This is a genomic window from Corallococcus sp. AB045 (assembly GCF_003668895.1).
Lineage (GTDB): Bacteria > Myxococcota > Myxococcia > Myxococcales > Myxococcaceae > Corallococcus > Corallococcus coralloides.
In genome coordinates this window covers 1-23358 of record NZ_RAWN01000051.1, presented here as the reverse complement: position 1 = coordinate 23358, position 23358 = coordinate 1, and the positions used below count along the sequence as shown (strand labels likewise).

19 protein-coding genes are annotated in these 23358 nt (G+C 70.3%); 8 read left to right on the top strand and 11 right to left on the bottom strand.

Features of this window, described 5'->3' with window-relative positions; all coding sequences use genetic code 11:
• Window positions 1-68: 68 nt before the first annotated feature.
• Complete coding sequence (locus D7Y21_RS14875; protein ID WP_120563443.1) at window positions 69-983, top strand: flagellar motor protein MotB; 915 nt, start codon at window positions 69-71, stop codon at window positions 981-983.
• A gap of 10 nt (window positions 984-993) precedes the next feature.
• Here D7Y21_RS14875 and D7Y21_RS14870 read toward each other — a convergent pair whose 3' ends face one another.
• The 3 genes from D7Y21_RS14870 to D7Y21_RS14860 all read right to left on the bottom strand — a co-directional run bounded on the left by D7Y21_RS14870 (window position 994) and on the right by D7Y21_RS14860 (window position 4793).
• On the bottom strand, window positions 994-2889 hold the full coding sequence (locus D7Y21_RS14870; protein WP_120563444.1) for an OPT family oligopeptide transporter: 1896 nt from the start codon (window positions 2887-2889) through the stop codon (window positions 994-996).
• A 69-nt stretch (window positions 2890-2958) separates the two neighbouring features.
• On the bottom strand, window positions 2959-3441 hold the full coding sequence (locus tag D7Y21_RS14865) for a peptidylprolyl isomerase (RefSeq protein WP_120563445.1): 483 nt from the start codon (window positions 3439-3441) through the stop codon (window positions 2959-2961).
• A 74-nt stretch (window positions 3442-3515) separates the two neighbouring features.
• The gene (locus D7Y21_RS14860) at window positions 3516-4793 is read right to left on the bottom strand and encodes a dicarboxylate/amino acid:cation symporter (protein WP_120563446.1); all 1278 of its coding nucleotides are present in this window, start codon (window positions 4791-4793) and stop codon (window positions 3516-3518) included.
• A gap of 71 nt (window positions 4794-4864) precedes the next feature.
• On the opposite strand from D7Y21_RS14860, the gene D7Y21_RS14855 reads away from it, so the two are divergent.
• Window positions 4865-5503 carry a hypothetical protein gene (locus tag D7Y21_RS14855; RefSeq protein ID WP_120563741.1) on the top strand — a complete coding sequence of 213 codons (639 nt, stop codon included), beginning with the start codon at window positions 4865-4867 and terminating at the stop codon, window positions 5501-5503.
• On the opposite strand, the gene D7Y21_RS14850 is transcribed toward D7Y21_RS14855, so the two are convergent.
• Entirely contained in the window at window positions 5482-6255 is a 774-nt protein-coding gene (locus D7Y21_RS14850; protein ID WP_121713947.1) for a DNA methyltransferase, read from the bottom strand. The genes D7Y21_RS14855 and D7Y21_RS14850 overlap by 22 nt on opposite strands.
• Before the next feature lie 92 nt (window positions 6256-6347).
• Here D7Y21_RS14850 and D7Y21_RS14845 point away from each other — a divergent pair, with 92 nt between their 5' ends.
• Window positions 6348-7220 carry a DUF3396 domain-containing protein gene (locus D7Y21_RS14845; RefSeq protein ID WP_121713922.1) on the top strand — a complete coding sequence of 291 codons (873 nt, stop codon included), beginning with the start codon at window positions 6348-6350 and terminating at the stop codon, window positions 7218-7220.
• Window positions 7221-7234: 14 nt separating this feature from the next.
• Here the strand turns inward: D7Y21_RS14845 and D7Y21_RS14840 are convergent, their stop codons facing one another.
• The 4 genes from D7Y21_RS14840 to D7Y21_RS14825 form a co-directional block, all read right to left on the bottom strand.
• Complete coding sequence (locus tag D7Y21_RS14840) at window positions 7235-8140, bottom strand: DUF2381 family protein (protein ID WP_158627290.1); 906 nt, start codon at window positions 8138-8140, stop codon at window positions 7235-7237.
• Between the two features lie 120 nt (window positions 8141-8260).
• Entirely contained in the window at window positions 8261-10138 is a 1878-nt protein-coding gene (locus tag D7Y21_RS14835) for a serine/threonine-protein kinase (RefSeq protein ID WP_121713918.1), read from the bottom strand.
• Window positions 10139-10516: 378 nt separating this feature from the next.
• Window positions 10517-11686: a TfuA-like protein gene (locus tag D7Y21_RS14830; protein WP_121713916.1), complete on the bottom strand. Its 1170-nt coding sequence runs from the start codon at window positions 11684-11686 to the stop codon at window positions 10517-10519.
• Window positions 11687-11922: 236 nt separating this feature from the next.
• The gene (locus D7Y21_RS14825) at window positions 11923-13077 is read right to left on the bottom strand and encodes a YcaO-like family protein (RefSeq protein WP_121713914.1); all 1155 of its coding nucleotides are present in this window, start codon (window positions 13075-13077) and stop codon (window positions 11923-11925) included.
• Window positions 13078-13198: 121 nt separating this feature from the next.
• On the opposite strand from D7Y21_RS14825, the gene D7Y21_RS14820 reads away from it, so the two are divergent.
• From D7Y21_RS14820 to D7Y21_RS14800, 5 genes are all read left to right on the top strand, one after another.
• Entirely contained in the window at window positions 13199-13675 is a 477-nt protein-coding gene (locus tag D7Y21_RS14820) for a peroxiredoxin (RefSeq protein WP_120563452.1), read from the top strand.
• Between the two features lie 150 nt (window positions 13676-13825).
• Window positions 13826-14398 (top strand): RNA polymerase sigma factor, encoded by a 573-nt coding sequence (locus tag D7Y21_RS14815; RefSeq protein WP_120563453.1) that lies wholly within the window; start codon window positions 13826-13828, stop codon window positions 14396-14398.
• Window positions 14398-14937: a zf-HC2 domain-containing protein gene (locus tag D7Y21_RS14810; RefSeq protein ID WP_121713912.1), complete on the top strand. Its 540-nt coding sequence runs from the start codon at window positions 14398-14400 to the stop codon at window positions 14935-14937. Before D7Y21_RS14815 ends, D7Y21_RS14810 begins: the two co-directional genes overlap by 1 nt.
• 5 nt (window positions 14938-14942) lie before the next feature.
• Window positions 14943-15431, top strand: coding sequence for a hypothetical protein (locus D7Y21_RS14805; RefSeq protein ID WP_120563742.1), 489 nt, complete (start codon window positions 14943-14945; stop codon window positions 15429-15431).
• Between the two features lie 129 nt (window positions 15432-15560).
• The gene (locus tag D7Y21_RS14800; protein WP_120563455.1) at window positions 15561-16136 is read left to right on the top strand and encodes a DUF4136 domain-containing protein; all 576 of its coding nucleotides are present in this window, start codon (window positions 15561-15563) and stop codon (window positions 16134-16136) included.
• Window positions 16137-16144: 8 nt separating this feature from the next.
• On the opposite strand, the gene D7Y21_RS14795 is transcribed toward D7Y21_RS14800, so the two are convergent.
• The 3 genes from D7Y21_RS14795 to uvrA form a co-directional block, all read right to left on the bottom strand.
• The gene (locus tag D7Y21_RS14795; RefSeq protein ID WP_121713910.1) at window positions 16145-17290 is read right to left on the bottom strand and encodes a chemotaxis protein; all 1146 of its coding nucleotides are present in this window, start codon (window positions 17288-17290) and stop codon (window positions 16145-16147) included.
• A gap of 84 nt (window positions 17291-17374) precedes the next feature.
• On the bottom strand, window positions 17375-17935 hold the full coding sequence (locus D7Y21_RS14790; RefSeq protein ID WP_199735423.1) for a glutathione peroxidase: 561 nt from the start codon (window positions 17933-17935) through the stop codon (window positions 17375-17377).
• Window positions 17936-17969: 34 nt separating this feature from the next.
• The gene (uvrA, locus tag D7Y21_RS14785) at window positions 17970-23273 is read right to left on the bottom strand and encodes an excinuclease ABC subunit UvrA (protein WP_121713908.1); all 5304 of its coding nucleotides are present in this window, start codon (window positions 23271-23273) and stop codon (window positions 17970-17972) included.
• Between the last annotated feature and the right edge of the window lie 85 nt (window positions 23274-23358).

Genomic DNA, 23358 nt, shown 5'->3' with positions numbered 1-23358 from the left:
CCGTGCATGATTTTCGGGCCGGGGGACTCTGGCTAGAGTCCGCGTCCCTCCGCCTCGGGAGTCGTCACGTGTTCCGTCCGGCCTCGGTCATCACCGCTGCCCTGCTGTCCCTTCCCTTCTCCGCCCACGCCCTGGAAAGCGGCCCCAAGAGCCCGCTGCCCATGTTCGACTTGCAACGGCTGCGCCTGGACCCGGCGGCGCTGGGCTCGCTGGTGGTGGGGACGGGCCGGACGCTGGAGTCCGGGCAATTGCGTGTGAGTTTGAACTACCACTACGAGCAGTTGCCCATGCATTTCCAGACGCGCTGGGAGCCCGGCGAGGGCACGGGCCTGGTAGAGAACAAGATGACCGCCCACATGACGGTGGCCTTCGGCGTGCTGTCGTGGCTGGAGGTGGGCGGAGAGCTGCCCTTCGTCCTGACGCAGGGGGGAAAGCCCACGCTGGAGTACTTCGGGCCGAACTCCGGGGGCATCGCCACGCCGTGGCTGACGGCCCGGGCCGCCGTGCTCCGCCAGTCGAAAGGCGCCCCCATCAACCTCTCGGTGGGGCTCACCGCGGGACTGCCGGTGGGCAGCCGCGAGGCGCAGGCGCACGAGGAATACGCGTGGCAGCCGCGTCTGCAATTGGGCTACGTGGGCGAGGGCTTCCAGGTGGGTGGCGAGGCCGGCATCTTCCTGCGCAAGCGCCAGGACCTGGGCCCCGTGTCCTACGACCCGCGCGACATCGCGGGCAATGAGCTGCGATTGGGCGCCACGGTGACGTCGCTCCACGGCGAGACGACGCGCGGCGAGGTGAGCGTGCTCACGGGCATCCCGCTGAACGGAGGCCGGGTGGGGGCGGAGCTGCTCATCGCCATCCGCCGCCATGCCCTGTCCAGCCTGGACCTGTATGTGATGGGCGGCCCGGGCGTGGGCGCGGGGTTCGACACGCCCACCTTCCGCTTCGTCGCGGGCGTGTCCTGGGCCACCAGCAAGGTGGACTGACGGACAGCCCCTACTTCGGCATGAAGCCGAAGGCCTTCACCATCGCGATGGCGATGCCCAGGAGGCTTTCGCCCGCGATGAAGCCGGAGCTGACGGGCAGCACCGCGTCCTCCGCGAGCTTCGGCTTCGCGCGCCGGAGGAACGCCGCCAGCGCCGCGCCCACGAAGAGGCTGATGGAGCTGGAGCCGGGGATGACGATGGCCAGCCCCAGGCCGGACGCGCTGGGGATGAAGGCCTTCACCTTCGGATGGGCCCAGCGCTCCAGCAGCACCAGCGTGATGCCCAGGAGCGCGCCACACAGGGCGCCCACGCGCGCGGTGGGGTGCAGCGCGGACACACCCGAGGCGAGCATCTTCGACACGCCGGCCCACACCATGGACGCGGGCGCGGGGAACTGCTCCGTGCCCAGCACGTCCGCGGTGGGCACCAGCAGCTTGAAGATGGGCACCACCACCAGGGCGCCCGCGACCACGCCGAACAGCTGCGCGAAGAACTGCTGACGCGGCGAAGCACCCAACAGCCACCCGGACTTCAGGTCCGTGAGCAGGTCCGCCGAGTGCAGCCCCACGCCGCCCGTGGCGTTGGCGCTCATCACGTTGGCGGGGATGTTGCCCGGCGCCAGGCCACCGAAGATGAGCTGGGTGACGGGGCCCAGCGCCTTGGTGGGCGTGGTGTCCGTCTCTCCCGTCACGCGCGACGCGATGACGCCCATCACCACCGCCAGGGGGAGCGCGAGCACGCCGGCCCACCAGGGAATCTGGAACAGGTAGGCCATGAGGAAGACGGCCACCGGGCCCAGGAGTCCGAAGCCCAGGGGGAACCACGCCGGGGGACACTCGATGTCCGCCAGCGGATCCTCGCGAGCGCCCTCCTTGGGCTTCATCCCCACCAGCCCGCCCAGCGCGGAGAACGAGCGCACCACGCTCTTCCACTGGAACGCGAACGACAGCAGGCCGGACGACACCAGCACCGCGGAGCCCGTCCACAGCGACCAGCTGTTGATGGCCTTGTACGTCACCTCCGGGATGACGCCCTGGGAGACCATGGCCGGCGCGAGGAAGCCGTAGTTGAGGATGGCGCCCAGCAACATGGACCAGCCGGTGCGGAAGTTCACCAGCGCGCCCGCGCCGATGAGCAGCAGGCTGAAGTCGAGCGACAGGGACCACTTGCCCGCCTCGCGTCCGAGGATGCTGAACGGCAGGCTCACCTTCTCCGGCAGGTTCTTCAGCCAGGTGAAGCGCGCGTCGCGCACCAGCACCAGCAGCGCGCCCACCAGCCCCGCCAGGCCCAAGAGGCGCGACTTGCGGCGGGCCACCGCGCCGTGGCCGTGCAGCGCGCGGATGGTCTCCGCGGTGGCCGTGCCCGTGGGGAACGGGAGCGCTTCGATGTTGATGAGCTGGCGCTTGATGGGGATGGCGGCGAAGACGCCCAGCGCGGAGATGACGGCGAACCACACCATCAGCCAGCCGGACGACGGCAGCGTGCCGGTGAGCATCAGCAGCGCGGGCACCGCGGCCATGTTGCCGCCGCCCGTCATGTAACCCGCGGCGGACGCCACGGAGCCCATGGCGTTGTTCTCCAGGTCGGTGAACTCGTTGCGCAGCAGCTTCAGCGAGCGCAGCGTGCCGAACACCGCGAAGGCCAGGATGCACGCGGTGATGGTGACGCCCAAGCTCCAGCCCGTCTTGAGGATGACGTAGAGGTTGGACAGGCACATCACCGCGCCAATGAGCATGCCGGCGATGACGGCGCGCACGGTGAGCTGCCGCGCGCCGCCCTGGTAGACGTGCTCCCGCCAGTACAGCTCCGGATCCATGGCCGCGGAGGCGCCGGGCCGTTCGGGGACGGCGCCGGGGTCGGGCGCGGGGACGCGGAGCTGGCTGGGGTTCGGGACGGGAGGAACCATGGGGGGCGCAAGATAGTGCACGCCCCCCGGGGTCACGAAACGCTCCGTGCCCGGAGGCTGGGAAAAGCGCTACCCGTGCGCGCCGCCCGGCCCGTGGACATGACCGTGCGCCAGCTCTTCCTGCGTCGCGTCACGCACTTCGCGCACGGTGACGTCGAAGTGGAGCGTCTTGCCGGCGAGCGGGTGGTTGAGGTCCACCACCACGGAGTCCGGGTTCACGGCGATGATGCGCAGAGGGACGTCGCCGTCCTCAGTCTGGGCCATCAGCGTGCCGCCCACCTGGGGCAGGTACGTGGTGGGCAGCATGGTGCGGGGGACGTTGCGCACGCCCTCCGGCTTGTGGATGCCGTAGCCCTGCTCCGGCGTCACCACCACCTGCTTGCTGTCCCCCACTCCCAGGCCGTCCAGTTCGCCCTCCAGGCCGGGGACGATCTGCTTGTGCCCGTGCAGATAGGCGAGCGGCTGGTTCGGGGCGCTCTGGTCGATGATCTGCCCGTCTCCCAGGTGGAGGCGGTAATCGAGGGCGACGACGCGACCGTTGGCGACTTTCATGCGGCTGAAGCTCCTTGGATTCGAAAGACGGCGGAGGGGACTTCGGTCAAAGGTGGAACCGGGGTGACGCCACGTCAGGCGGTGGGGGACTGCGCCGCCTCCTCACCGACCGGCTGGTCGGGGGGCTCGCCGCGTGACACGTACACCGCGGCCGCCAGGTCTCCGGTGACGTTGAGCACGGTGCGGCACATGTCCAGGAAGCGGTCCACGCCGAGGATGAGGCCCAGGCCCTCCACCGGGATGTGGAACATGCCCAGGATCATGGCGATGACGGGGATGGAGCCCGCCGGCACGCCCGCGGTGCCAATGCCCGCCAGCACGCAGATGAACATGATGGTCGCCTGCTGCGTGAGGTCCAGCTGCACGCCATACACCTGCGCGAGGAAGAGGACGGTGACGCCCTCGAAGAGCGCGGTGCCGTTCTGGTTCATCGCGGAGCCGGCGGTGAGCACGAAGCGCGACACGTTGCGCGGCAGCTTGAGGTTCTCCTCCGCGACCTTGAGGGCGGTGGGCAGCGTGGCGCTGGAGGAGGACGTGGAGAACGCGGTGACGATGGCCAGCCGGCAGGAGCGGAAGAACTCCACCGGGTTGCGTCCGCCCAAAAAGCGCACGGACAGCGAGTACATGACGAACATGTGGATGCCCAACGCCAGCAGCACCACGCCCACGTACGACGCCAGCTGTCCCAGGATGTGGAAGCCCAGGCGCGCCGTCATGGAGAACAAGAGCGCGCCCACGCCCACGGGGGCCAGTTGGAGCACCCCGTCGATGAGCTTCATCATCACGTCATAGAGGCCCTGGATGACGTCCTTGAGCCGCTGCGCGGGCTCGCCCGGGGTGAGCGCCAGGCCCAGGCCGAAGATGAGCGAGAAGACGATGAGGCCAATCATGTCCCCGTCCGCCGCGGCCTTCAGCGGGTTGGTGGGCACCATGGACATGAAGAGCGCGCCCGCGGAGGTGTCTCCAGGGGGCGGCGCGGGTTTGATGGTCGTGCCCGTGCGGGCCAGGGCGCGGGCCTCGTCGCTCAAGCCGTCACCGGGCCGCAGCGTGTTGACGAGCAACAGACCGATGAGCACGGAGATGACGGAGAAGACGACGGTGTAGCCCAGCGTGCGGGCGCCCAGCCGGCCCACCTGCTTCAGGTCCAGCTCCGCCACGCCCACGACGAGCGCGGAGAACAGGAGCGGCACGACGAGCATCAGGAGCAGGCGGATGAAGATCTGCCCCAGGGGGTTGGTGACGTGCTCGACGAGCCAGATGAGCCAGTCCGCGCTCCCGAACACGGCGTTGCAGACGAGCCCGGCCACCGCGCCGGCGGAAATGCCGAGGAGCATCTTCTGATGGGGCTTCATGAGGGGGCGAAGCCTACCGGCGAAAGGGAGTGGCGCCCACCTCGCGTTCAGGGGAAAGCTTCCGCCCCATCGTGGAATCCCTCGTCCAGCTCACCGAGCCCGCCCTGCCCCCGACCCTCTTCCAACGGCTGTCACGCCGCGTGGGAGACCTGAAGGGCGAGCGCCTGCGTCACACGTACCAGACGACGTTCTGGTACGCCTTTGGCCCTCCGGAGAACGTGGTGGAGGAGGTCATCCACACGCTGCGGCCCCGGGTGACGAAGGGCTGGAAGATCGCCGGCGTGGAGTGGTGGCTTTCGCGGATGCGGGCCACGGACGTGCGGGTGGACTTCCACCAGGACCGGGACGAGCGGCTGGCGTTGGCCACGGGGAAGCTGGTGCACCCGGTGCGCTCGTCGGTGTTGTTCCTCAACCGGGTGCGGGGCGGCGCGCTGGCGGTGACGCGGGAGCTGCCGTGTGAAGACAACCCGTCGCTCGCGCCGGACCGGCTGGAGGATTTGACGCTGGTGGCGCCTCGGCCCAACCGGCTGGTGGTGTTCGACGGGACGCTGACACACGGGGTGCTGGACGCGGACAACCAGGTCCCGGACGGCAAGCTGCCGGGGCCTTCTCGCGAGCGGCGCACGCTGGTGATGAACTGGTGGGGGCACCGTCCCACGGACGTGCCCCTGTGGAGCGAGACGCGCTTCTACCGGGCGCTGGCCAGCTGACGGGCGGTTTCGCGCAGGCGGTGGGTGACGCGCTCGGCCCACTCGGGTTCGACCTCCATGCAGGCGGGGCGGCGGCCCAGGCGCAGGGCGGCGGAGGGCATGGAGCCGCTGCCGGCGAACGGATCCAACACGGTGTCGCCGGGGCGGCTCCAGGTGCGGACCAGGGGCTCCAGCACGGAGAAGGGCTTGTGGTGCGGGTGGCCGCCCCACTGCGCGGCCTCCGCGTCATCGTCGTAGCCGCCGACGACAGCCCACACGGTGGGGGCGTCCCCGAGTGCGAGCGGCGGCGCGGGCGTGCGGGCGATGACGAGGGCGACCTCGTAGACGCGCAGCATCTGCTCGTTGGCGTTCTTGTCGGTGGTGCGCTTGCCCCAGACGTATTCGCCGCGCAGGTGGGTGTAGCCCAGGCCGTGCGCGGCGGTGAGGATGGGCTCCTTGCCCAGCAGGTTGGTCCAGATGATGAGGGGCGCGTCCGGGGTGAGGTGCGCGGTGGCGCGCGTGAGCCAGGCCTCGGAGAAGACGCGGTAGTCGCGCACGGACTCGAAGCGGACGATGGGGTTGCGGTCGATCTTCTTGTTCGCGCGAGGGTCGCGCAGGTCCCCGCCCTTGCGGCGCCGGGTGAGCAGGCAATAGGGCGGATCCGTGTGGAGCAGCGAGGCGCGGGTGTCGCCGAGGGCGGCCCGGTAGCCCTCGGGCTCGCGCGCGTCGGCGCGGACGCAGCGCAGGGATTCGGGCGTGAGGTCGGAGGTCATCGTGTGGAGCCGCACCCTACCCGGCATGGGGACGGGGGTGCCGGGATTCTGGCACGCTCGGTGGGTATGCGTGTTCGGCCTGGAGTAGCACCGTGACGCGTTCTCATCCCCACATCCGGGATGGCGTGAGCATTGCCTTCTATTTGAGGCATTCGCACCGTGACATCACCCAGCGTATTGAACACACCCTCCATGTGTTTCAGCACGCCATCGCCCCGGCATCCCTGGATTGGTATTGCGACTACGAAGGGGACTTCCACGAACTGGATGAAGAGGGGCAGGAGGTCCTGGAGCAGGAGTTCCACGCCTCCCGGTTCGCCCATGTCCATCTGGCGGATCACGTCAACGGAGTCGGCGACTACAAGTTCATCTATGAAGGCCAGTGGCGGGAGAATCCCGGCTCCCCGGATGCGGCTCGGCTGTCGAGCACCGTCACCTTCTGGCTCCCCACGGAGTTCCTGGAGTCACACGGGCCTTGCGCCGTCCGCGAGCTGGCACTGAAACTCTCAGCGGACCTCCCGTTCGCCTCGGTGCACGCGGGGCTTGCATTCAACGCCGAGCTCGGCCTCCTGGAGGTCGATGAATGGATCCAGCGCGAACGCCTTCGCCATCCCGGAATGGATGTTCCCGATGAGTCCGCGTCCCTGCACCTGGGCGACCGCATCCGCGGCGTCCATTGGATGAACTTCCTGGGTCCTCCGGTGCTCACGGAACTGGGCGGTGTGGAGGCCCTTCGTGAACGGCTTCGGAGTCCTGGCACGACCGTGCAGTCCCTGTCCGACGGACGCGCGGTCGTCACGCTGGGGATTGAACCTGACGCAGAAGACGTAACGAACAGCCCAGTGCTACCGGCCTATCGTGAACTGGCTCGCGTCCTGGAGCCCTGGATGTACTTCCAGGGCGACTCCCGCCCGTGGCGTGGCACCGAAGAGCAACGCAGATGGGAGCGCCGGTTCCTGGATTGAGTCAGGCTTCGGGCTCAGGGGAAACTGATGCCGCTCCACTGCACCGTCCGGGCGCCATCCACATCCGAGACGTTCAGTTGATAGCCTTCCCAGTCCGGGTTGTTCACGTCGAACTCCAGCACCACGGTGACCTGGGATTCGTTCGTAATGGGCCCGGATTGGAAGGGAGGAAAGGACGGCCACTCCTTTCCCTGCCGGTCCACCAGCACGGCCCGCCCGATGGTCCATGGCTTCTTGTCGGCCGCCGTCAGCAACAACTTCACCGCACGTCGCCGTCCCGACGAGAACGTCGCCCCCTTGTCCATCAGCAATGAGCACTGCCGCCTGCAGTTGAAGGTGCGCACCTGGTCCACTCCGAGGCCAGGAAACGCCGGCGTCGTGATCAGGAGTCCGCGAAGTCCCGTCGGTTCGCTCGCGCCTCCCGCCGGGGAACCGCGTTCCTGTCGCAAGCGTTCGAGCTCTGCGCGCAGTTGCTGGATTTCCTGGAGGTACGACTCCGCGGAACGTGCACGCCGGTAGACTTCCACCTGCCGATCCACGGCACCGGAATCCACCACCAGGGTCAATGACAGCCTTGAGGGAAGCGTCGAACTCGCATCCTTGAAGGGAATGGCCAGCTTCAAGACGTTCCCCTGCGGCAAGTCATTGGATGGAACGAGGACCAGAACCGAACTGCCCGTGCTCACCCGCGCGAACTGGGCTCGCGACTCCAGGTTCACCTGGTCCTGCTGGATGTCGGTATCGAAGAGCAGCGTCGTGCTTACCCCTGGCCCGATATGGATGGGACGTATCCCCGAGTCCGCTGCTCCCACTTCCATCCGGAGCGTTCCCTCAACTGCATCCTTCGCACCGGGAGAAGCCGCCAGGACATGGGACGACCAGAGCAGCAGAGGAAGCACGACGAACAGACAGGAGGGCACGGTGGGAAGGGCTCCTCGAACCGGGGGGCGGCAAAGGTCTCCTTCTACCACGAGGCGTTCGAGGTGCCCCCCGCGCGATGATGACCCATCGCCGTGAGTAGGCGTCAACGCGTCGAAGGGTTACTCATCGATCGGACGGAGGAGGCGCGTGACCGACACCACGTTGAACAACTGGATCGGAGTGTACCGGACAGTCGCGGTGTCCTCCGGGAAACCGGTCTGGTTCAGCGGCCAGCCGAACAGGCGGGTAACGCTGTCTTGGAACTCCATGCAGATGGGGATGACCCTCCCTCCAGGTAGGGTGGCCTCGGTGAAGAGGAGCCGTGTGTATCCCGGTTCAAACACCGAGCGGCCCCTCATGATCGTCCCGCCTGGCAGTTGACCGGCTTTGTGGCCTAGATAATGGACGATGCCTTGGATGGGCCCTTCACGCATCGGCATGTACCCGGCCTCGGACTCCATCAGGTAGACGCTGTTCATCGCGGCTCGGCCTGCTTCCCTCTGCTCCTTCATGGCCTCCTTGGCCCCCGGAGGGCATGGTTCGCCTTCAGTATTGCGCGTGTTGGCACTGCTTCCCGCGCAGGACATGCCCACGCAGGCCGCCACGGCTGCTCCAGCGATCTTCCGCATGACACCGCCATCTCTACGCAGGGGTTTCGCGAGCGCGCTCGCGGCCTCGGGTGGCACGGACGGAGTCGGATCCACCGCAGCGGAAACGCCCGCATCCGGGGAAGACGCCACCGCGAGCACGGCGGCATCGGGAAGACTCGGAGTTGGTGTCACAGACGAACTTCCTTTCTCAGACACAGGCGCTACGGCAGGTGGAGGACGGTCTGGAGTCAGCCGCAACAGCCCGAAGATCAAGAAGCCCAGCAGCAGTGCTCCAAGGCCGAGCACCGCGCCGGAACGACGGCGCCTCTTCGGCTCGACAGACTCCGCGGGTGAGGTCGGTCCCGAAGGTGCTGGCTCCCGGGCGGCTTGTGCAGCCAGCTCCGTGGAACTCCCAGAGAACTGCGACAGCGACACCACGCCCCGGTCCAGCCCGGACGCATCCGGATCCGCCGGGACATCCAGCGAGACCTTCCAGTCCGCGTGGCGCTTGTCCTTCGCCGCGTCCCAGAGCGCCTGCAACAGCGTCTCCGTCCCCGAGTAGCGATCCTCGGGACGCTTGGAGAGCAGCCGCATCGCGATGTCCGACAGGATGGAAGGGACCTTGGGGTTGATGTCCTTTGGCGCTCGCGGCACCACCGCCTCGATGGCGGGAAGCAATCGTTCGTAGGGAAGGCGTGGGTCGAAGGCGTAGCCGTCCGTCAGGCACTCGTAGAGTAGCGCGCCCAGCGCATACAGGTCCCCCGGGATGCCTGCGTCGAAGTTCGCTCCGGACTTCCAGGAGCCTTCGCGCAGGAAGGCCACGCACTCCGGCGGCAGCAGATGCGGCGACGCGGGCGCCACGCCCACCGTCAGCGTGGAGGCCCCCGGGATGCGCGCCGTGCCCAGGTCGATGAGGATGGGGCGCTCGTCCAGGCGGCGGATGAGCAGGTTGTCCGACTTGAGGTCGCGGTGATGCACGCCCCTGCGGTGGAGATCCGCCACCACCCGCACGACCTCCGTGTAGACGGTCAGCAGGTGCGCGGCGGAGGGCTTCACCCGCCAGCGCCACTCGTGGAACGTCTCGCCGTCCACGAAGTCGGTGACGTGGAAGAGGTAGCCGTCCGGTGGCTCCGGCCAGCGATCCACGGCGTGCACGCGCGGCAGGTTGGGATGCGGCGCGCACGCGAGCAGCGCCGCCACCTCCCGCGTGATCCGCCCGTTGACATCCTCTTCATCGCTGGCGTGCTGGTTCGCCGGACGCAACGCGAGCTTCAGCGCGTAGACATTCCCGCCCCGCTCCACCTTGAAGACCCGGCCGAAGCCTCCCGCGCCAAGCGTCCCGACGATTCGCCAGGGACCGACACTGTGGCCGACTTCAAGCTGGTCCGGGTGAAGCGGCGTGGTCATGACCCTGACTCAAGCAGTGACATAACCTGGGAGGTGGGGACGACCACCCGGGTTTTCAGGACCGCCGAGGGCGCCTTCCCTGCCACACCCCACCGCGGAGGTCGGATTCCCCGCAATCCGCGAGCGTGCCCGGCCGATGACGGCGCGGACCCACTTGGCGGAACCACCCAGGGAGCGGTGCTCAATGCGGACAACCTCCGGGGTTGACCCTATCTGGCCCTGCGGGGCTGTCACGTTTTTTCGTGACGCAGCAGGGGGGTCGCCCCTGAACGGGCGTCCAACCCGTCAGGCAGCCCGAGGCTCGTGAAACAGGTTTCAGCCCGTCCGGATGTGACGGTGGGCCCTGTCTGGGATTGCGTGGGGCCCGACTCCGGCCGGCTATTCGCCTTCGTCGGACGTGTCGTCCGCTTCCGCCAGCGCGCGGGCGGCCTGCTCCCACTGGCCTCCCAGTCGGGCCTCGGACGCCAGGGCTTCGTCCCAGGAGGGACCATCCGGCAGGAGCCGCGACGCGTGCTTCAAGGCCAGGCGCTCCAGCGCGCGGGCTTCGCACAAGCGGCGCAGTTCCAGCGCATCGAGCCCATTCGCGGCGAGGAAGGCCTCACGGCGCGAGGCCCGGACCTTCCGCTCGTTCCACCACTCGGCCTCCTCCGCGGCGATCTCCTCTTCCGTCGCGTCGAGGCCCAGTGAACGCGCCCAGCCCGCGAGTAGTGCCCTCCGCAGGCCCGCCTCCGCCCAGGCCGCCGCATCGGGCGCGCCGCGCAGCAGCTCCATCACGCGCCCGGAGTCCACGGCGCGGGAACCCACGCGCGTCACGTCCTCCATCAGGCGCCGGCGCCTCACCAGCGACGAAGGATTGCGCCGCGCTCCAGGTTGCGTCGGGGCCGCTCGACTCACGAACTCCGCGCCTGCGCGCACGCACTCGATGGCGTCCAGACGCTTGAGGTCCTCCACTCCGCCCGCGAACCAGGCGTCCCATGCATCGAGCACGGGCCGGGTCCACGCGGGCTCCACGGCCTCGCGGATCCGGGTCCAGGTGCGCTCCTGGTAGAAGACACTCGCCGCCGCGTCCACCAGGGACTGGGCCGCCGAACGCCCCAGCACCCGCGCCTTTCGCGCCAGCTCCGCCGCGTGCCTCACGTTCACCAGGGGCACCGTGAGGGGACGCCAGCCGTGTTCCGCGTCCGCGTGCAGCAGCGCCACCTCCGAGTCATCCACCGCCACGCCGTCGCGATACCAGCCGAAGATGCGGCCCACGCCGACCACGCCGTGCTCGGACAGCTCCGAGGCGCGCAGTGCGCCCATGCTGCCTCCGCCGAAGACGGCCACTCCGGCTTCCAGCGCCGCGAGCAGTTCGTGATGCCACACGGACGGCTGCGCTTCGAAGACGCCATCCACCAGCACCAGCGCGCGGGGCTTGAGCGACAGCGCCCTCCACACGTCCCCCTGCCGCGCGGGAGGCAACACCGTGCACGGCGCGATCCTCCGCGCCTCCGCCGCGGGCAACGAGGGCCCCAGGAACACCACCAGGTCGTCCGGCCGCCGCTTCACGCGAGCCCGTTCACGCGCAGGCCCGCTCACGGCATCCGAGACACCTTCAACCACGGCCCCGGTCCCTTTGCGCTTCACGTGAGATCCATCACGCGCAGGCGCAGGGTCGCGCCCACCAGCCGAGACGCCAGGACCCGTGGGCCCGGAACCCTTGCGCTTCAGGCGACTTCCCTCACGCGCAGGACTGCTCGCGGCATCCGGGACGGCCCCTGAACCCTTCACACCTGACCGCCGCTTCACAGGAGCTCCGAGACGCGCATGCCCGGCACCACGACCTTCCACACGTGCAGCCCGGGCACCGGTGCGTCCAGCGCCACGCCCGCCACCTGTTTGAACCCCGCGCCGTCCAGCAGCGACAACACCGTGCGCACCTTCGCCGCCGCGGTCTTCGCGCGCCGGTCCATCGCATCCGGCATCGCGGCCACCTCGCGACGGGGCCTCACCTCCGCCAGGGCCTGCGCGAACCCCAGCGCCGCCTCGCGGTCCGCCGCGGCCACGTCCTCACGGGCTCCGTGGATGTCCGTCAGCCGTGATTGCGCGGCCTCCAGCAAGGCCTTCAGCAAGGCCTCATCCCGGTCCATCGCGCACGCATAGCCGGCCGTGAGCGGCACCGGGCCCTCGTCCGCGTCCACCAGCACCGCCGCCGCCACGGGCAGCCCCACCCTCCCGCGCGTCCGGGGCGCGGGCGTCACATCGAAAAGGTAGGCCCTAAACCCCTGGGCCTTCAGCGCGTTCCTCAGCGCGGCCGTGCGTGGTGCCCAATCCTCCAGGGACTCCGGCCGCAGCATCCGCCCCACCACGCCCTCCTCCGACCAGCCCTCTGGCAACGCCCTCGACAGCTGGTCGCGCTCCGTGGCCTCCAGCAGCGCGTGCAGCAGCGCCGGGTCCGACTCCGGATGCGCCCCGGAGCCATTCGTCGTCCACGCCACCGACACCGGCCCCAGCTCCACCGTCCCCGCGGGCGGGCAGTACACGCCCTGCGCCGGGACCCAGACCCGCTCGTCCCCGGCCAGCGTCCGCGCCTCGCACCACGCCAGCCGCACCGCCGGCCCCGCGAGCCTCGGCGCCACCACCGCGCCCGCCGACCCGAGCGCCTCCACGCCCCAGACCGTGTCGCCTGTCCGCTCCAGCTCCGTCTGGGAACCCCAGCGCAGCCGCTCCGGCCGCACCGTCTCCGCCGCCCACAGCTCCGCGGTCTCGAAGAGCGCGCCCCGGGCCGCGGCCTCGTACGTCAGCCCCTTGCCATTACACACCTGGAGCACGTGTCCACCCGGACGCACCGCGCAGGCGACCTCCACGCCGGTGCGGTCCAGGCCGGTGACCCGGGCGACCCGGGTGACTCCCAGGCCTCGGGCCAGGGCATCAAGAAAGGAGGGGGAGATGGAATCCATCAAGGCAGGCGACACGGAGGGACACCTTAGCGGACACCCGGCGCGGCGCGGCATGGGATGACGGGGAAAACGTGGTAGGGGAAGGGCAGCCCCGGCCGTATCGGGATGGAGCGCGCATCGAATGATTGCCGTCGGAGAACTCGCACCGGACTTCGCAGCGACCGACTGCCACGGGCAGCCCGTTCGATTGTCGGAGCTGCGAGGCCGGCGCGTCGTGCTCTTCTTCTTCCCCCGCGCCTTCACCGTGGGCTGCACCATCGAGAACCGCGCCTTCAGGGACAACCACGAGCGGATCCGCTCGCTGGGCGCGGAGCTCGTCGGCGTCTCCGTGGACACGCTCACCACCCAGTGCGACTTCGCTGAACAGGAGGGCATCCACTTCGCCCTGCTGGGAGACGACGAGCGGCGGATCAGCCGCGCCTGGGGCGTGCTGTGGCCGATCCTCAACATCGACCGGCGCGTCACCTTCATCATCGGCGCGGACGGCGTCGTGGAACACGTCATCCACCACGAGGTGCGCGTCTACCGCCACCTGGATGATGTGCTGAAGTACCTCCAGGCCCACCCCACCCCGGGCAGCGACACCGCCTCCGCCTGAGGCCTTGCGCCCGCCCGCCTGCCCGGTACCGGACGCCTTGCGCACGTCCCGGGAGGCGAAAAACGGGCCGGAAAATAACCTTCCGGCCCCTGGAGGGTTCAAGCCCCTGTGAGCGGACGGGTCCTAGGACTGGTGCGGCCCGGTGGGGCCGTGAGCGCTCTCTCGGATGAGGCCCTGTGCGGGGCCTTCCTCGCGGGGGACGCGACGGCGTTCGGTCAGCTCTTCGAACGGCACCGGGGCCTCGTCTTCTCGCTGATGCGCCGCTACACCGTGAGCGCGGAGGACGCGGCGGACCTGACGCAGCAGGCCTTCCTCCGGGCCCTGGAGGCATCGCGGCGGGTGTTCGCGCGCTTCACGCCCACCACGCCCACGCCGTTCCGTTCGTGGCTGGTGCGGGTGGCGCTCAACCTGGCGAAGAACCACGCGCGCCAGGGGCTGCGGTGGCGGCCGGTGCTGGTGGAGTCGGTGACGGATGACGTGGCGATGGACATGGGCGAGGGCGCGGACGCGTCGCTGGAGCGCACCCAGCAGGGCCAGCGGGTGCGGCAGGCGGTGCTCGCCCTGCCCCGCCGTCAGCGCGAGGTGCTGACGCTGCGGGTGGACGGCGGTCTACCGTTCAAGGACATCGCGGAGACGCTGGGCATCACGGAGAACAACGCGAAGGTGCAGTTCCACCACGCGGTGAAACGCTTGAAGGCCGACGTGGCCGGGGAGACGCAGTGATGGGTGCGTGCGTGGAATACGAGGAGCAGGCGAGCCTCCACGCCGCGGAGGCGCTGGAGGGCGAGGAGGCCGCGCGCTTCCAGGCCCACCTGGAGTCCTGCGCGGCCTGTCAGGCGGAGGTGGCCTCCGCGCGCGAGGTCCTGGGCCTGGTGGCGCTGCCGCCCCAGACGCCCGTGGAGGTGCGCGCGCAGGAAGGCCTGGGCGCCAGGACGCTGGCGGCGTGGCGCCGGGAGCAGACGCGCCGGGGGATGGGCCGCCGGGCGCTGGGGTCGCTCGCGGCCGTGGCGGCGGTGGTGGCGCTGATGCTGGGACCGTCCGCGCTGGAGCGGCTCAAGGCGCCCCGACCGGTGACGGCGCCGGCCTCCGTGCCGTCCGCGAGCGCCCGCGACGACGTGGACGCGGAGACGCTGGCCGCCTTCGAGGCCTGGGCCGGGTTGGATCCGCTGGAGGACGACGGCTCGGGGTACGGCGTGGATGAGGACCTGTCGTGGGACGACTCCGACCTGGACGGGGACTTCGACCTGGGAGAGACACTGTGAAGACGATGAAGCGGATGACCTGGGCGCTCGTGTTCGCGCTGCCAATGATGGCGATTGCGCAGCCCGGGCCGAGGGCGCCGGGCGCGCGTGACGCCGACCGCATGGCCCGCGCCGAGCAACGGCAGCGGCTGCGGCAGGTGCTGGAGCTGGCGGACACGCTGGAGCTGGACAGCGCGCAGGCCCTGAAGATGGATGAGACGCTGCGCCGCTTCGAGGACCGGCGCCGCCCGCTGCGTGAGCAGGTGCGGGACTCGGCGCGCATCCTCCACCTGGCGTCGCGGGGCGACAGCGCGGCGCTGGGTCAGGTGGACGCGGCGGCGCAGAAGGTCTTCGACGCCCGCGCGCAGATCGCCGCGCTGGACCGGGAGCTGTACCAGGCGCTCGCCAGGGACCTGAGCCCGGAGAAGCGCGCGCGGCTGGCCGTGGTCATGGCCCGCTCCGAGGGCATGAAGGGACTGAAGACCAAGGGACCGAAGGAATCGCGCGGCGACTGAGGACGTCCCTCCCGACGGTCGGAGGCGGACGGGCGGGCACGGACGGGCATCCCCGGGGGACATCCCCAACGTCATGGCGTTGACCGCGCCCCTTCCCCAAGGGATGCGCCCCTCCTCCTGGAGTCCGCCATGCGTCTGCTGTCCCGTGTTCTTCCCGTGCTCGTGGGCCTTGGGCTCGCGTCCTGCGCGGGCGTCGATGTTGGCACCAACTACGACCCCGCCGCCGTCCAGCGCATCCAGCAGTTCCACACCTATGCGTGGCTGACGCATCCCCAGCAGACGAAGGACACGCGCATCAACAACGACATCACCAATAGCCAGGTGACCGGGGCGGTGGACCAAGACCTCCAGGCCCGCGGCTACCAGAGGGTGGATGCGAGCGCGAACCCGGACTTCCTCATCGGGTGGCAGGGTGCCATCAACAAGCGGTTGTCCGCGGAGACGGTGGACAACTACTGGGGCTACCCGTGGGATCCGTTCTGGGGTTCGTACTACGGGCCCTCGCAGACGTACGTGCGCGAGTACGACGAGGGCACGCTTATCCTCGACGTGGTGGACGCGAAGGAGAAGAAGCTCGTCTGGCGCGGCACGGCAAAGTCGGACATCGGCAACAGCCCGAGCGCCCAGACCGACAGCGGCAAGATTGAAAAAGGCGTGAACAAGATGCTGAAGGACTTCCCGCCCGAGCCGAAGGAGAAGAAGTAGGCGCTCTTTCAGCGCGCGCGCCGCCACGCCCGGGTGAGCAGCAGGCCTCCCAGGAGGCCACCCACGCCCAGCAGCACCGTCAGCAGCGTGAGCCAGAGGAACACGCGGTCCACCAACGGGCCCAGCCGGTCGAACGCGTGGTCCACCCAGCCGCGCGCCAGTCCGTCCAGCTGCTGGAGCGTGGCCACGCGCTCGGCGTGCAGCGCGTCCACCAGCGCCTGCCGCTCCCGTCCCACGTCCGCGAACACCGCCTGCCGCTCGCCGTTGACGAACTCCTGGAGGCCCAGGCGTTCGGCGTGCACCGAGTCCAGCACCGCGCGGCGCTCGCGTTCGATGAGCGCGGGAGAGTTCGCGGCCAACGCACCCACCCTGTCCAGCAGGTCCACCGTGCGCCCCAACTCCGCCAGCGCGGCCTGGACGGTGGGAGCCTGCATGGCATCCGTCGCAACCAGCTCCGCCTGCCAGCGCGCCTGCCGGGGCAGGCTGGTCGCGTAGAGGTCCACCCGCGCGGTGAGGTCGCGCGTGTCCTCGACCAGGTTGGCGGCCGTGGAGCGCAGTCCTCCGCCCGTCACCTCCGTGAGGGAGGCCAGCAGGGCCGTGGTGGATTCGCGCGTGACGAGCGGCCCGGTCAGCGGGTGCGCCGCAGCCCAGGCGTGCACCTTGTCGCGCGCCTGGGTCACGTCCTCGAGGCCCGTCACCACGCGCCACTCGGCCTCCACCTGGGACTCCAGCTCCACGAGCGTGGCATGGGCGCGCGCCAGCAGCTCCGGCGATGCGTCCACCGCCGTATGAGGCAGCGAGTCCTCGAGCTGGGCCAGCAGCGTCCAGGTGTCGATGAGGGCGGCCACCGGATCCGGCTGGAAGAGCGCGCTCTGCACGGCGGGCACCGCGTTGGCCTTGAAGCGCAACATGGCCGAGGCCACGTGCGGTGAACCGGAGCGCGCGGCCAGGTCGTCCGCCAGGGCTTCAATCAATCCGGAGAAGCGCCGGGCCAGGTCCCTCACCCGCGTGCGCATCACCGCCACGGACAGGTCGGAGCGTCCCACACGCGTGGTCAGCTCCGAGCGCTGCGGCGCCAGCGACGCGCATCCACCGCACAGCACCGCGAACAGCACCACGGTCACGACGCGTACGGGGAAGAGAGCCGGAACCATGGGCCGGCACCCAAGCTGCGCACGCCCGGCCCCGCCGCCGAGCAGTCCCCCGGGGCGGAGCCAACGTCGGACGTCCGACGTCCGTCACTTCTCCGCGAGCGCCTTGTCGATGGCGGCCTTCAGCTCCGGGCTGTCGGGCGTGACGCTGCTGGGGAAGGCGGCCTTCACCTGGCCGTCCTTGCCCACCACGTACTTGTGGAAGTTCCACTTGGGCTCGCCATGGTCCTTGGCGAGGAACGCGTAGACCGGGGACTGGCCCTCGCCCTTGGTCTTCACCTTCTCGAACATGGGGAAGGAGACCTTGAAGCGCAGCTCGCAGAACTTCGCGATCTGCTCGGAGGTGCCCGGCTCCTGGCCGCCGAAGTCGTTGGACGGGAAGCCCAGGACGACCACGCCCTTGTCCTTGTAGCTGTCGTAGAGCGACTGGAGGCCCTTGTACTGCGGCGTGTAGCCGCACTCGGACGCGGTGTTCACGACGAGGGCGACCTTGCCCTGGAAGTCCGACAGCTTCTCGGGCTTGCCGTCGAGCCGGTTGGCGGAGAGCTGGTGGAAGGACATGGCTTTCTTCTCGGTCTTGTCCGCGGCGGAGGCCACCGTGGAGAGGGAGACCACCGTCGCGACGGTGCACAGCAGGGAGGTTCTCATGGCGGGCGCAGGATGCCGGAAGGAGCGCATGGATTCACCGTCCCCGTGAGGCGACACGCGCCTTGGGTTCTTCAGTGGAAAAAACCGACTTGAGCACGCGGCCCGTGGGCGTCTTGAGCTTCGCCACCTCGCGCGGCGTGCCTTCGCCCACGATGCGGCCACCGCCCTCGCCGCCCTCCGGCCCCAGCTCCACCACGTGGTCCCCCGCGGCGATGACCGACGGGTGGTGCTCAATCACGACCAGCGTGTCGCCCCGGTCCACCAGCCGGCCCATGAAGGTGATCAACTTCTCCACGTCGCCCAGGTGCAGGCCGGTGGTGGGCTCGTCCAGCACGTAGAGCGTGGGCTCGTGGCGGGAGGTGGCCGTCAGCTCCGCGGCCAGCTTGAGCCGCTGCGCCTCACCGCCGGACAGCGTGTTGGAGCCCTGGCCCAGCTGCAGGTAGCCCACGCCCAGGTCCGCCAGGCACTCCAGCGGCGCGGCGACCTTGGGCAGCGCGCGGAAGACGTCCTTGGCCTCGTCCGCGGACAGGCGCAGCACATCGCCCACGGTGAGCCCGTGGTAGCGCACCTCCAGCGTGGCGGCGTCGAAGCGCGCTCCGTTGCAGGCCTCGCACGGCGTGACGACGTCCGGCAGGAAGGACATCTCGTGGGAGATGGCGCCCTGCCCTTCGCACACCTTGCAGCGGCCACCCGCCGCCGTGTTGAAGGAGAAGCGCGCGGGCCCGAAGCCGCGGATCTTCGCCTCCGGCGTGGCCGCGAACACGCGGCGCAGCTCGTCCCAGATGCCCAGGAACGTGGCCGGCACCGAGCGCGGCGTGCGCCCGATGGGCGACTGGTCCACCGACAGCACGCGCTTGATGGACTCCGTGCCCTTGAGCGCGTCGAACGCGCCGGCCTTCGCCGTGACGAGCCCCAGCTTGTCGCGCAGCGCCGGATACAGCACCTGCCGGATGAGCGTGCTCTTGCCGGAGCCCGACACACCGGAGACGACGTTGAGCCGCCCCACCGGCAGCCGCAGGTCCACGCGCTGGAGGTTGTTCGCGCGAGCGCCCTTCAGCTCCACCCAGGCCTTCGGCTCTCCCCGGCCGGACGGAGGCCGCACCTGCGCGGCCCGGAGCGCCTGCGCGGTGGGCGAGTCCGACTCCAGCACCACGTCCGGCGTGCCCTCCGCCAGGATGTGCCCACCGCCCCGGCCGCCCGTGGGCCCCAGGTCCAGCAGGTGGTCCGCGGCGCGGATGGTGTCCGAGTCATGCTCCACCACCAGCACCGTGGAGCCCGTCTCCACCAGCGCGCGCAGGTTATCGAGCAGCCGGTGCGTGTCGCGCGGGTGCAGGCCGATGGTGGGCTCGTCCAGCACGTACATCGCGCCGGTGAGGCCCGCGCCCAGCTGCGCGGACAACCTCAAGCGCTGCATCTCGCCGCCGGACAGCGTGGCGGCGTTGCGGTCCAGGGACAGGTAGCCCAGGCCCACGCGCTCCAGGAACTCCAGCCGCCGCAGCATCTCCTGCCGCGCCGTCTCGCCCAGCAGCGCCCGGTCGCCCTTGAGCTTCCAGGTGCGCACGCGCGCGAGCGTGGCCGTCACCGACGCCTGCACCACCTCGTGGTAGCGCGCGCCCTCCAGCCGCACCGCGCGCGGCACCGGGGACAGGCGGGTCCCCTCGCACGTGCGGCACGGGGCCGTCTCGCCCTCGGCCATCGCGGCGGCGCCGCCCTGCACGCCAGTGCCCTCGCACGACTCGCAGCGGCCCTGCTTCGTGTTGAAGGAGAACCAGCGCGGATCCAACTCCGGCACGGCGGTGCCGCACTTCGGGCACGTGCGCTCGCTGGACAGGAGCGTCTCCGCCTTGCCCGTGCGCAGCTTCACCGCGCCCTTGCCCCAGTTGAGCGAGGCCTCGAACACCTCGCGAGGCAGCTTCGCGAGCTTGCCCTCGTACATCACGAGGTCGATATCGTGCTCCTTCGTCTTCGCCAGGCGCGGCGGGTCGTCCGTGGACGCCAGCTCCCCGTCGACGATGGCCTGGGTGATGCCCGCGCGCGCCGCCGCGGTGAAGACGTCCAGGTACGTGCCCTTGCGTGAACGCACCGCCGGCGCCAGCACCTGACCGTCGCCCTTCGTCGCCAGCACCTGCGAAAAGAGCGCGGCCGGAGTGGTGGCGCCGATGGGCGTGTCGTCATGCGGGCAGTGCGGCTCGCCAATCTTCGCGTACATGAGCCGCAGGTAGTGGGCCACCTCCGTGACGGTGGCCACGGTGCTGGTGGAACCCGCGCGCGACGTGCGCTGCTCCAGCGCCACGGTGGGCGGGATGCTGCTGATGCGCTCCACGTCCGGTCGCGGCAGCGTGGGCAGGAACTGCCGCGCGTACGGCGTCAGCGTCTCCAGGAAGCGGCGCTGGCCCTCCGCGAAGACGACGTCGAACACCAGTGAGCTCTTGCCGGAGCCGCTGGGCCCCGTCACCACCGTCATCTTCCCCAGGGGGATGCGGCAGGACACGTCCTTGAGGTTGTGCTCGCGTGCGTGCTCCACCTCGATGGCGGGCGGCGCTTCCTTCCCCGGGCGGCGCAGCTTCACCGCCTTCGCCAGCGGCTTGCCCTCGCCCCGGAGCGCGGCGGCGGTGGCGCTGCCCTGCGCCTTCGCCACGTCCGCGGGCGTGCCCTCCGCCACCAGCCGGCCACCGTCCCGGCCACCCTTGGGCCCCAGGTCGATGATCCAATCCGAGCCCTTCATCACCGACACGTCGTGGTCCACCACGAGCACGCTCGCGCCCCGGTCCACCAGCGCGTGCAGCGACGCCATCACGTGGCGCACGTCCTCCGCGTGGAGGCCCGCGCTCGGCTCGTCGATGAGGAACAGCGTGCCCTTCGCGTCGCTCGCCAGCGCGCGCGCCAGCTTCAGCCGCTGCGCCTCGCCGCCGGACAGCGTGGACAGGGGCTGGCCCAGGGGCAGGTAGCCCAGGCCCAGCCGCTGCGCCGGTCCCAGCGTGCGCTTGAGCGCGGAGTCGTCGCCGAAGTGCTGGAGCACCTCGTCCACCGTCATCTCCAGCACCTGCGCCACGCTGAAGCCCTGGTGGCGGACGGCGAGCACCTCCTCCTTGAAGCGCCGGCCCCGGCACACCGCGCACAACAGGGCCACGTCCGCGAGGAACTGCATCTCCACCGTCTCGTAGCCTTCACCGGAGCAGGCCTCGCAGCGGCCCTTGTCCACGTTGAAGGAGAAGTGCGCGGACGTCAGGCCCCGCACCTCCGCGTCGGGCTCCGAGGCGAAGCGCTCACGCAGCCGGTCCCACGCCTTGGTGTACGTGGCCGCGTTGCCGCGCGACGTGCGCCCCAGCGGGGACTGGTCCACGAAGGTGATGGCCTCCACCTGCGCCCCGCCCTCCACCGCCGCCACGTCGCCGGGGGCCTCCACGTCCTTCACGCCCAGCCCGCGCGCCAGGTGCCGGTAGAGCACCTCGTCCATCAGCGTGCTCTTGCCGGAGCCGCTGGGGCCGGTGATGGCGCACAGCACGCCCAGCGGCACACGCACGGACACGTCCTTCAGGTTGTGCTCGCGCGCTTCGCGGATGACCAACTCACCCGTGCGGGTGCGCGGCGTGCGCGGCGCCTCCGTGCCCCCGGACAGCATGCGGCCGGTGGGCAGGTCCTGCCGCTTCGCCAGCGCCTCCGGAGTGCCGTCGAAGCACAGCTTGCCACCCTGGCGTCCCGCGCCCGGGCCCAGCTCCAGCACGCGGTGCGCGGAGCGGATGATCAGCGGATCATGCTCGATGACCAGCGCGATGTTGCCCCGGTCCGCCAGCTCCGCGATGGCCTCCGTGAGCGGCGGCAGGTCCCCCGGGTGCAGGCCCACGGTGGGCTCGTCCAGCACGAAGAGGGCGCCCGTCAGCGACGTGCCCAGCGCCGCGGTCAGCGACACGCGCTGCGCCTCGCCGCCCGACAGCGTGCGCGCGGGCCGGTCCAGCGTGAGGTAGCCCAGGCCCACGCGCTGGAGATAGCGCAGGCGCGCGGCCAATTCGCGCCGCGCCAGGTCGCCCTGCCCCGTCAGCGTCTTCAATCCGTCCAGCCGGGCCAGCGCGTCCGTCAGCTCCAGCCCGTGCCAGGCCGGCAGGTCAATGCCGCCCACGCGCCACGCGCGGGCCTGTTCGTTGAGGCGCGCGCCATGACAGCTCTCGCAGAGCGTGTACGCGCGATAGCGCGCCAGCAGCACGCGCACGTGCATCTTGTACGTGCGGCCCTCCATCCACCGGAACCACGCGCGCACGCCCGGGTAGACACGGCCGCCGTCGTAGTCGCCCTCACCCTGGAGCACCGCCTCGCGCTGGGCGGCGGTGAGCTTCTCCCACGGCTTGTCGAAGGGGATGTTCTTCTGCCGGCAGAAACGCTGGAGCATCTCCCGCTCCCAGGTGGTGGACTGGCCGGACCACGGGCGGATGGCGCCCTCCGCCAGGCTCAGCATCGGGTTTGGGATCACCTTCCCCCAGTCGATGCCGATGGTGCGCCCGAAGCCGCGGCACGGCGCGCACGCGCCCACCGGGCTCTGGTAGCTGAAGAGGCCCGGCCGGGCGAGCTCGAACTCCCGCGCGCACTTGGGACACACCAGGCCCCGGCGCAGCCGCTTCGGTGCAGCCTCCGGAATGAAGAGCAGCGCATCGCCGTCCGCGCGCGCCCACGCGTCCTCCAGCGCCTGCGTGACGCGGGACAGGTTCGCGTCCGTCAGCTTCACCCGGTCCACCACCACCTGCGCCACGCCCGCGGGGTCGGTGGCCTCGCCCGGCTTGAGCGTCTCCAGCTCCTTCACCTCGCCCTGCACCATCAGCCGGTGGTAGCCGTCCTTCAGCAGGCGGGCCCGCGCGTCGATGAACGCGGACGTGTCGGGGATGCGCACCGGGTACGTGAAGACGCCCTGCGCGTCCGGGTGCTCACGAAGGGCCGCCCGGGCGGCCACGCGCGCGTCGGTGCGCACCGCCTCCAGGCCACAGTCCGGACACACCGGCATCGCCTCGCGGGTGAAGAGCGCGGACAGGTACGGCTCCACGTCCGCCAGCGTCGCCACCGTGGAGCGCGAGCTCTTCACCGGCGCGCGCCGGTCCACCGCGACGCCCGCGGCCACCGGCTCCAGCGCGTCCATGGGCGGCCGCTCCAGCCGCTCGAGGAACTGCCGGGCGTACGGGCTGAAGCTCTCCACGAACCGGCGCTGACCCTCCGCGTAGAGCGTGTCGAGCGCGAGGCTCGATTTTCCGCCTCCGGACACGCCGGTGACGCAGACGAACTCCCCTTCGGAGAGATCGACGGACAAATCCTTGAGGTTGTGGGTACGGGCGCCGACGAGGTGGGTCTTGTGCATGCCGGCCGGAGGTTTAACGACCGGACACTCGCGCGCCAATCACAACATGAAGGCCAACATCGCCCCGCCCGGGTGGGTTGGGTGG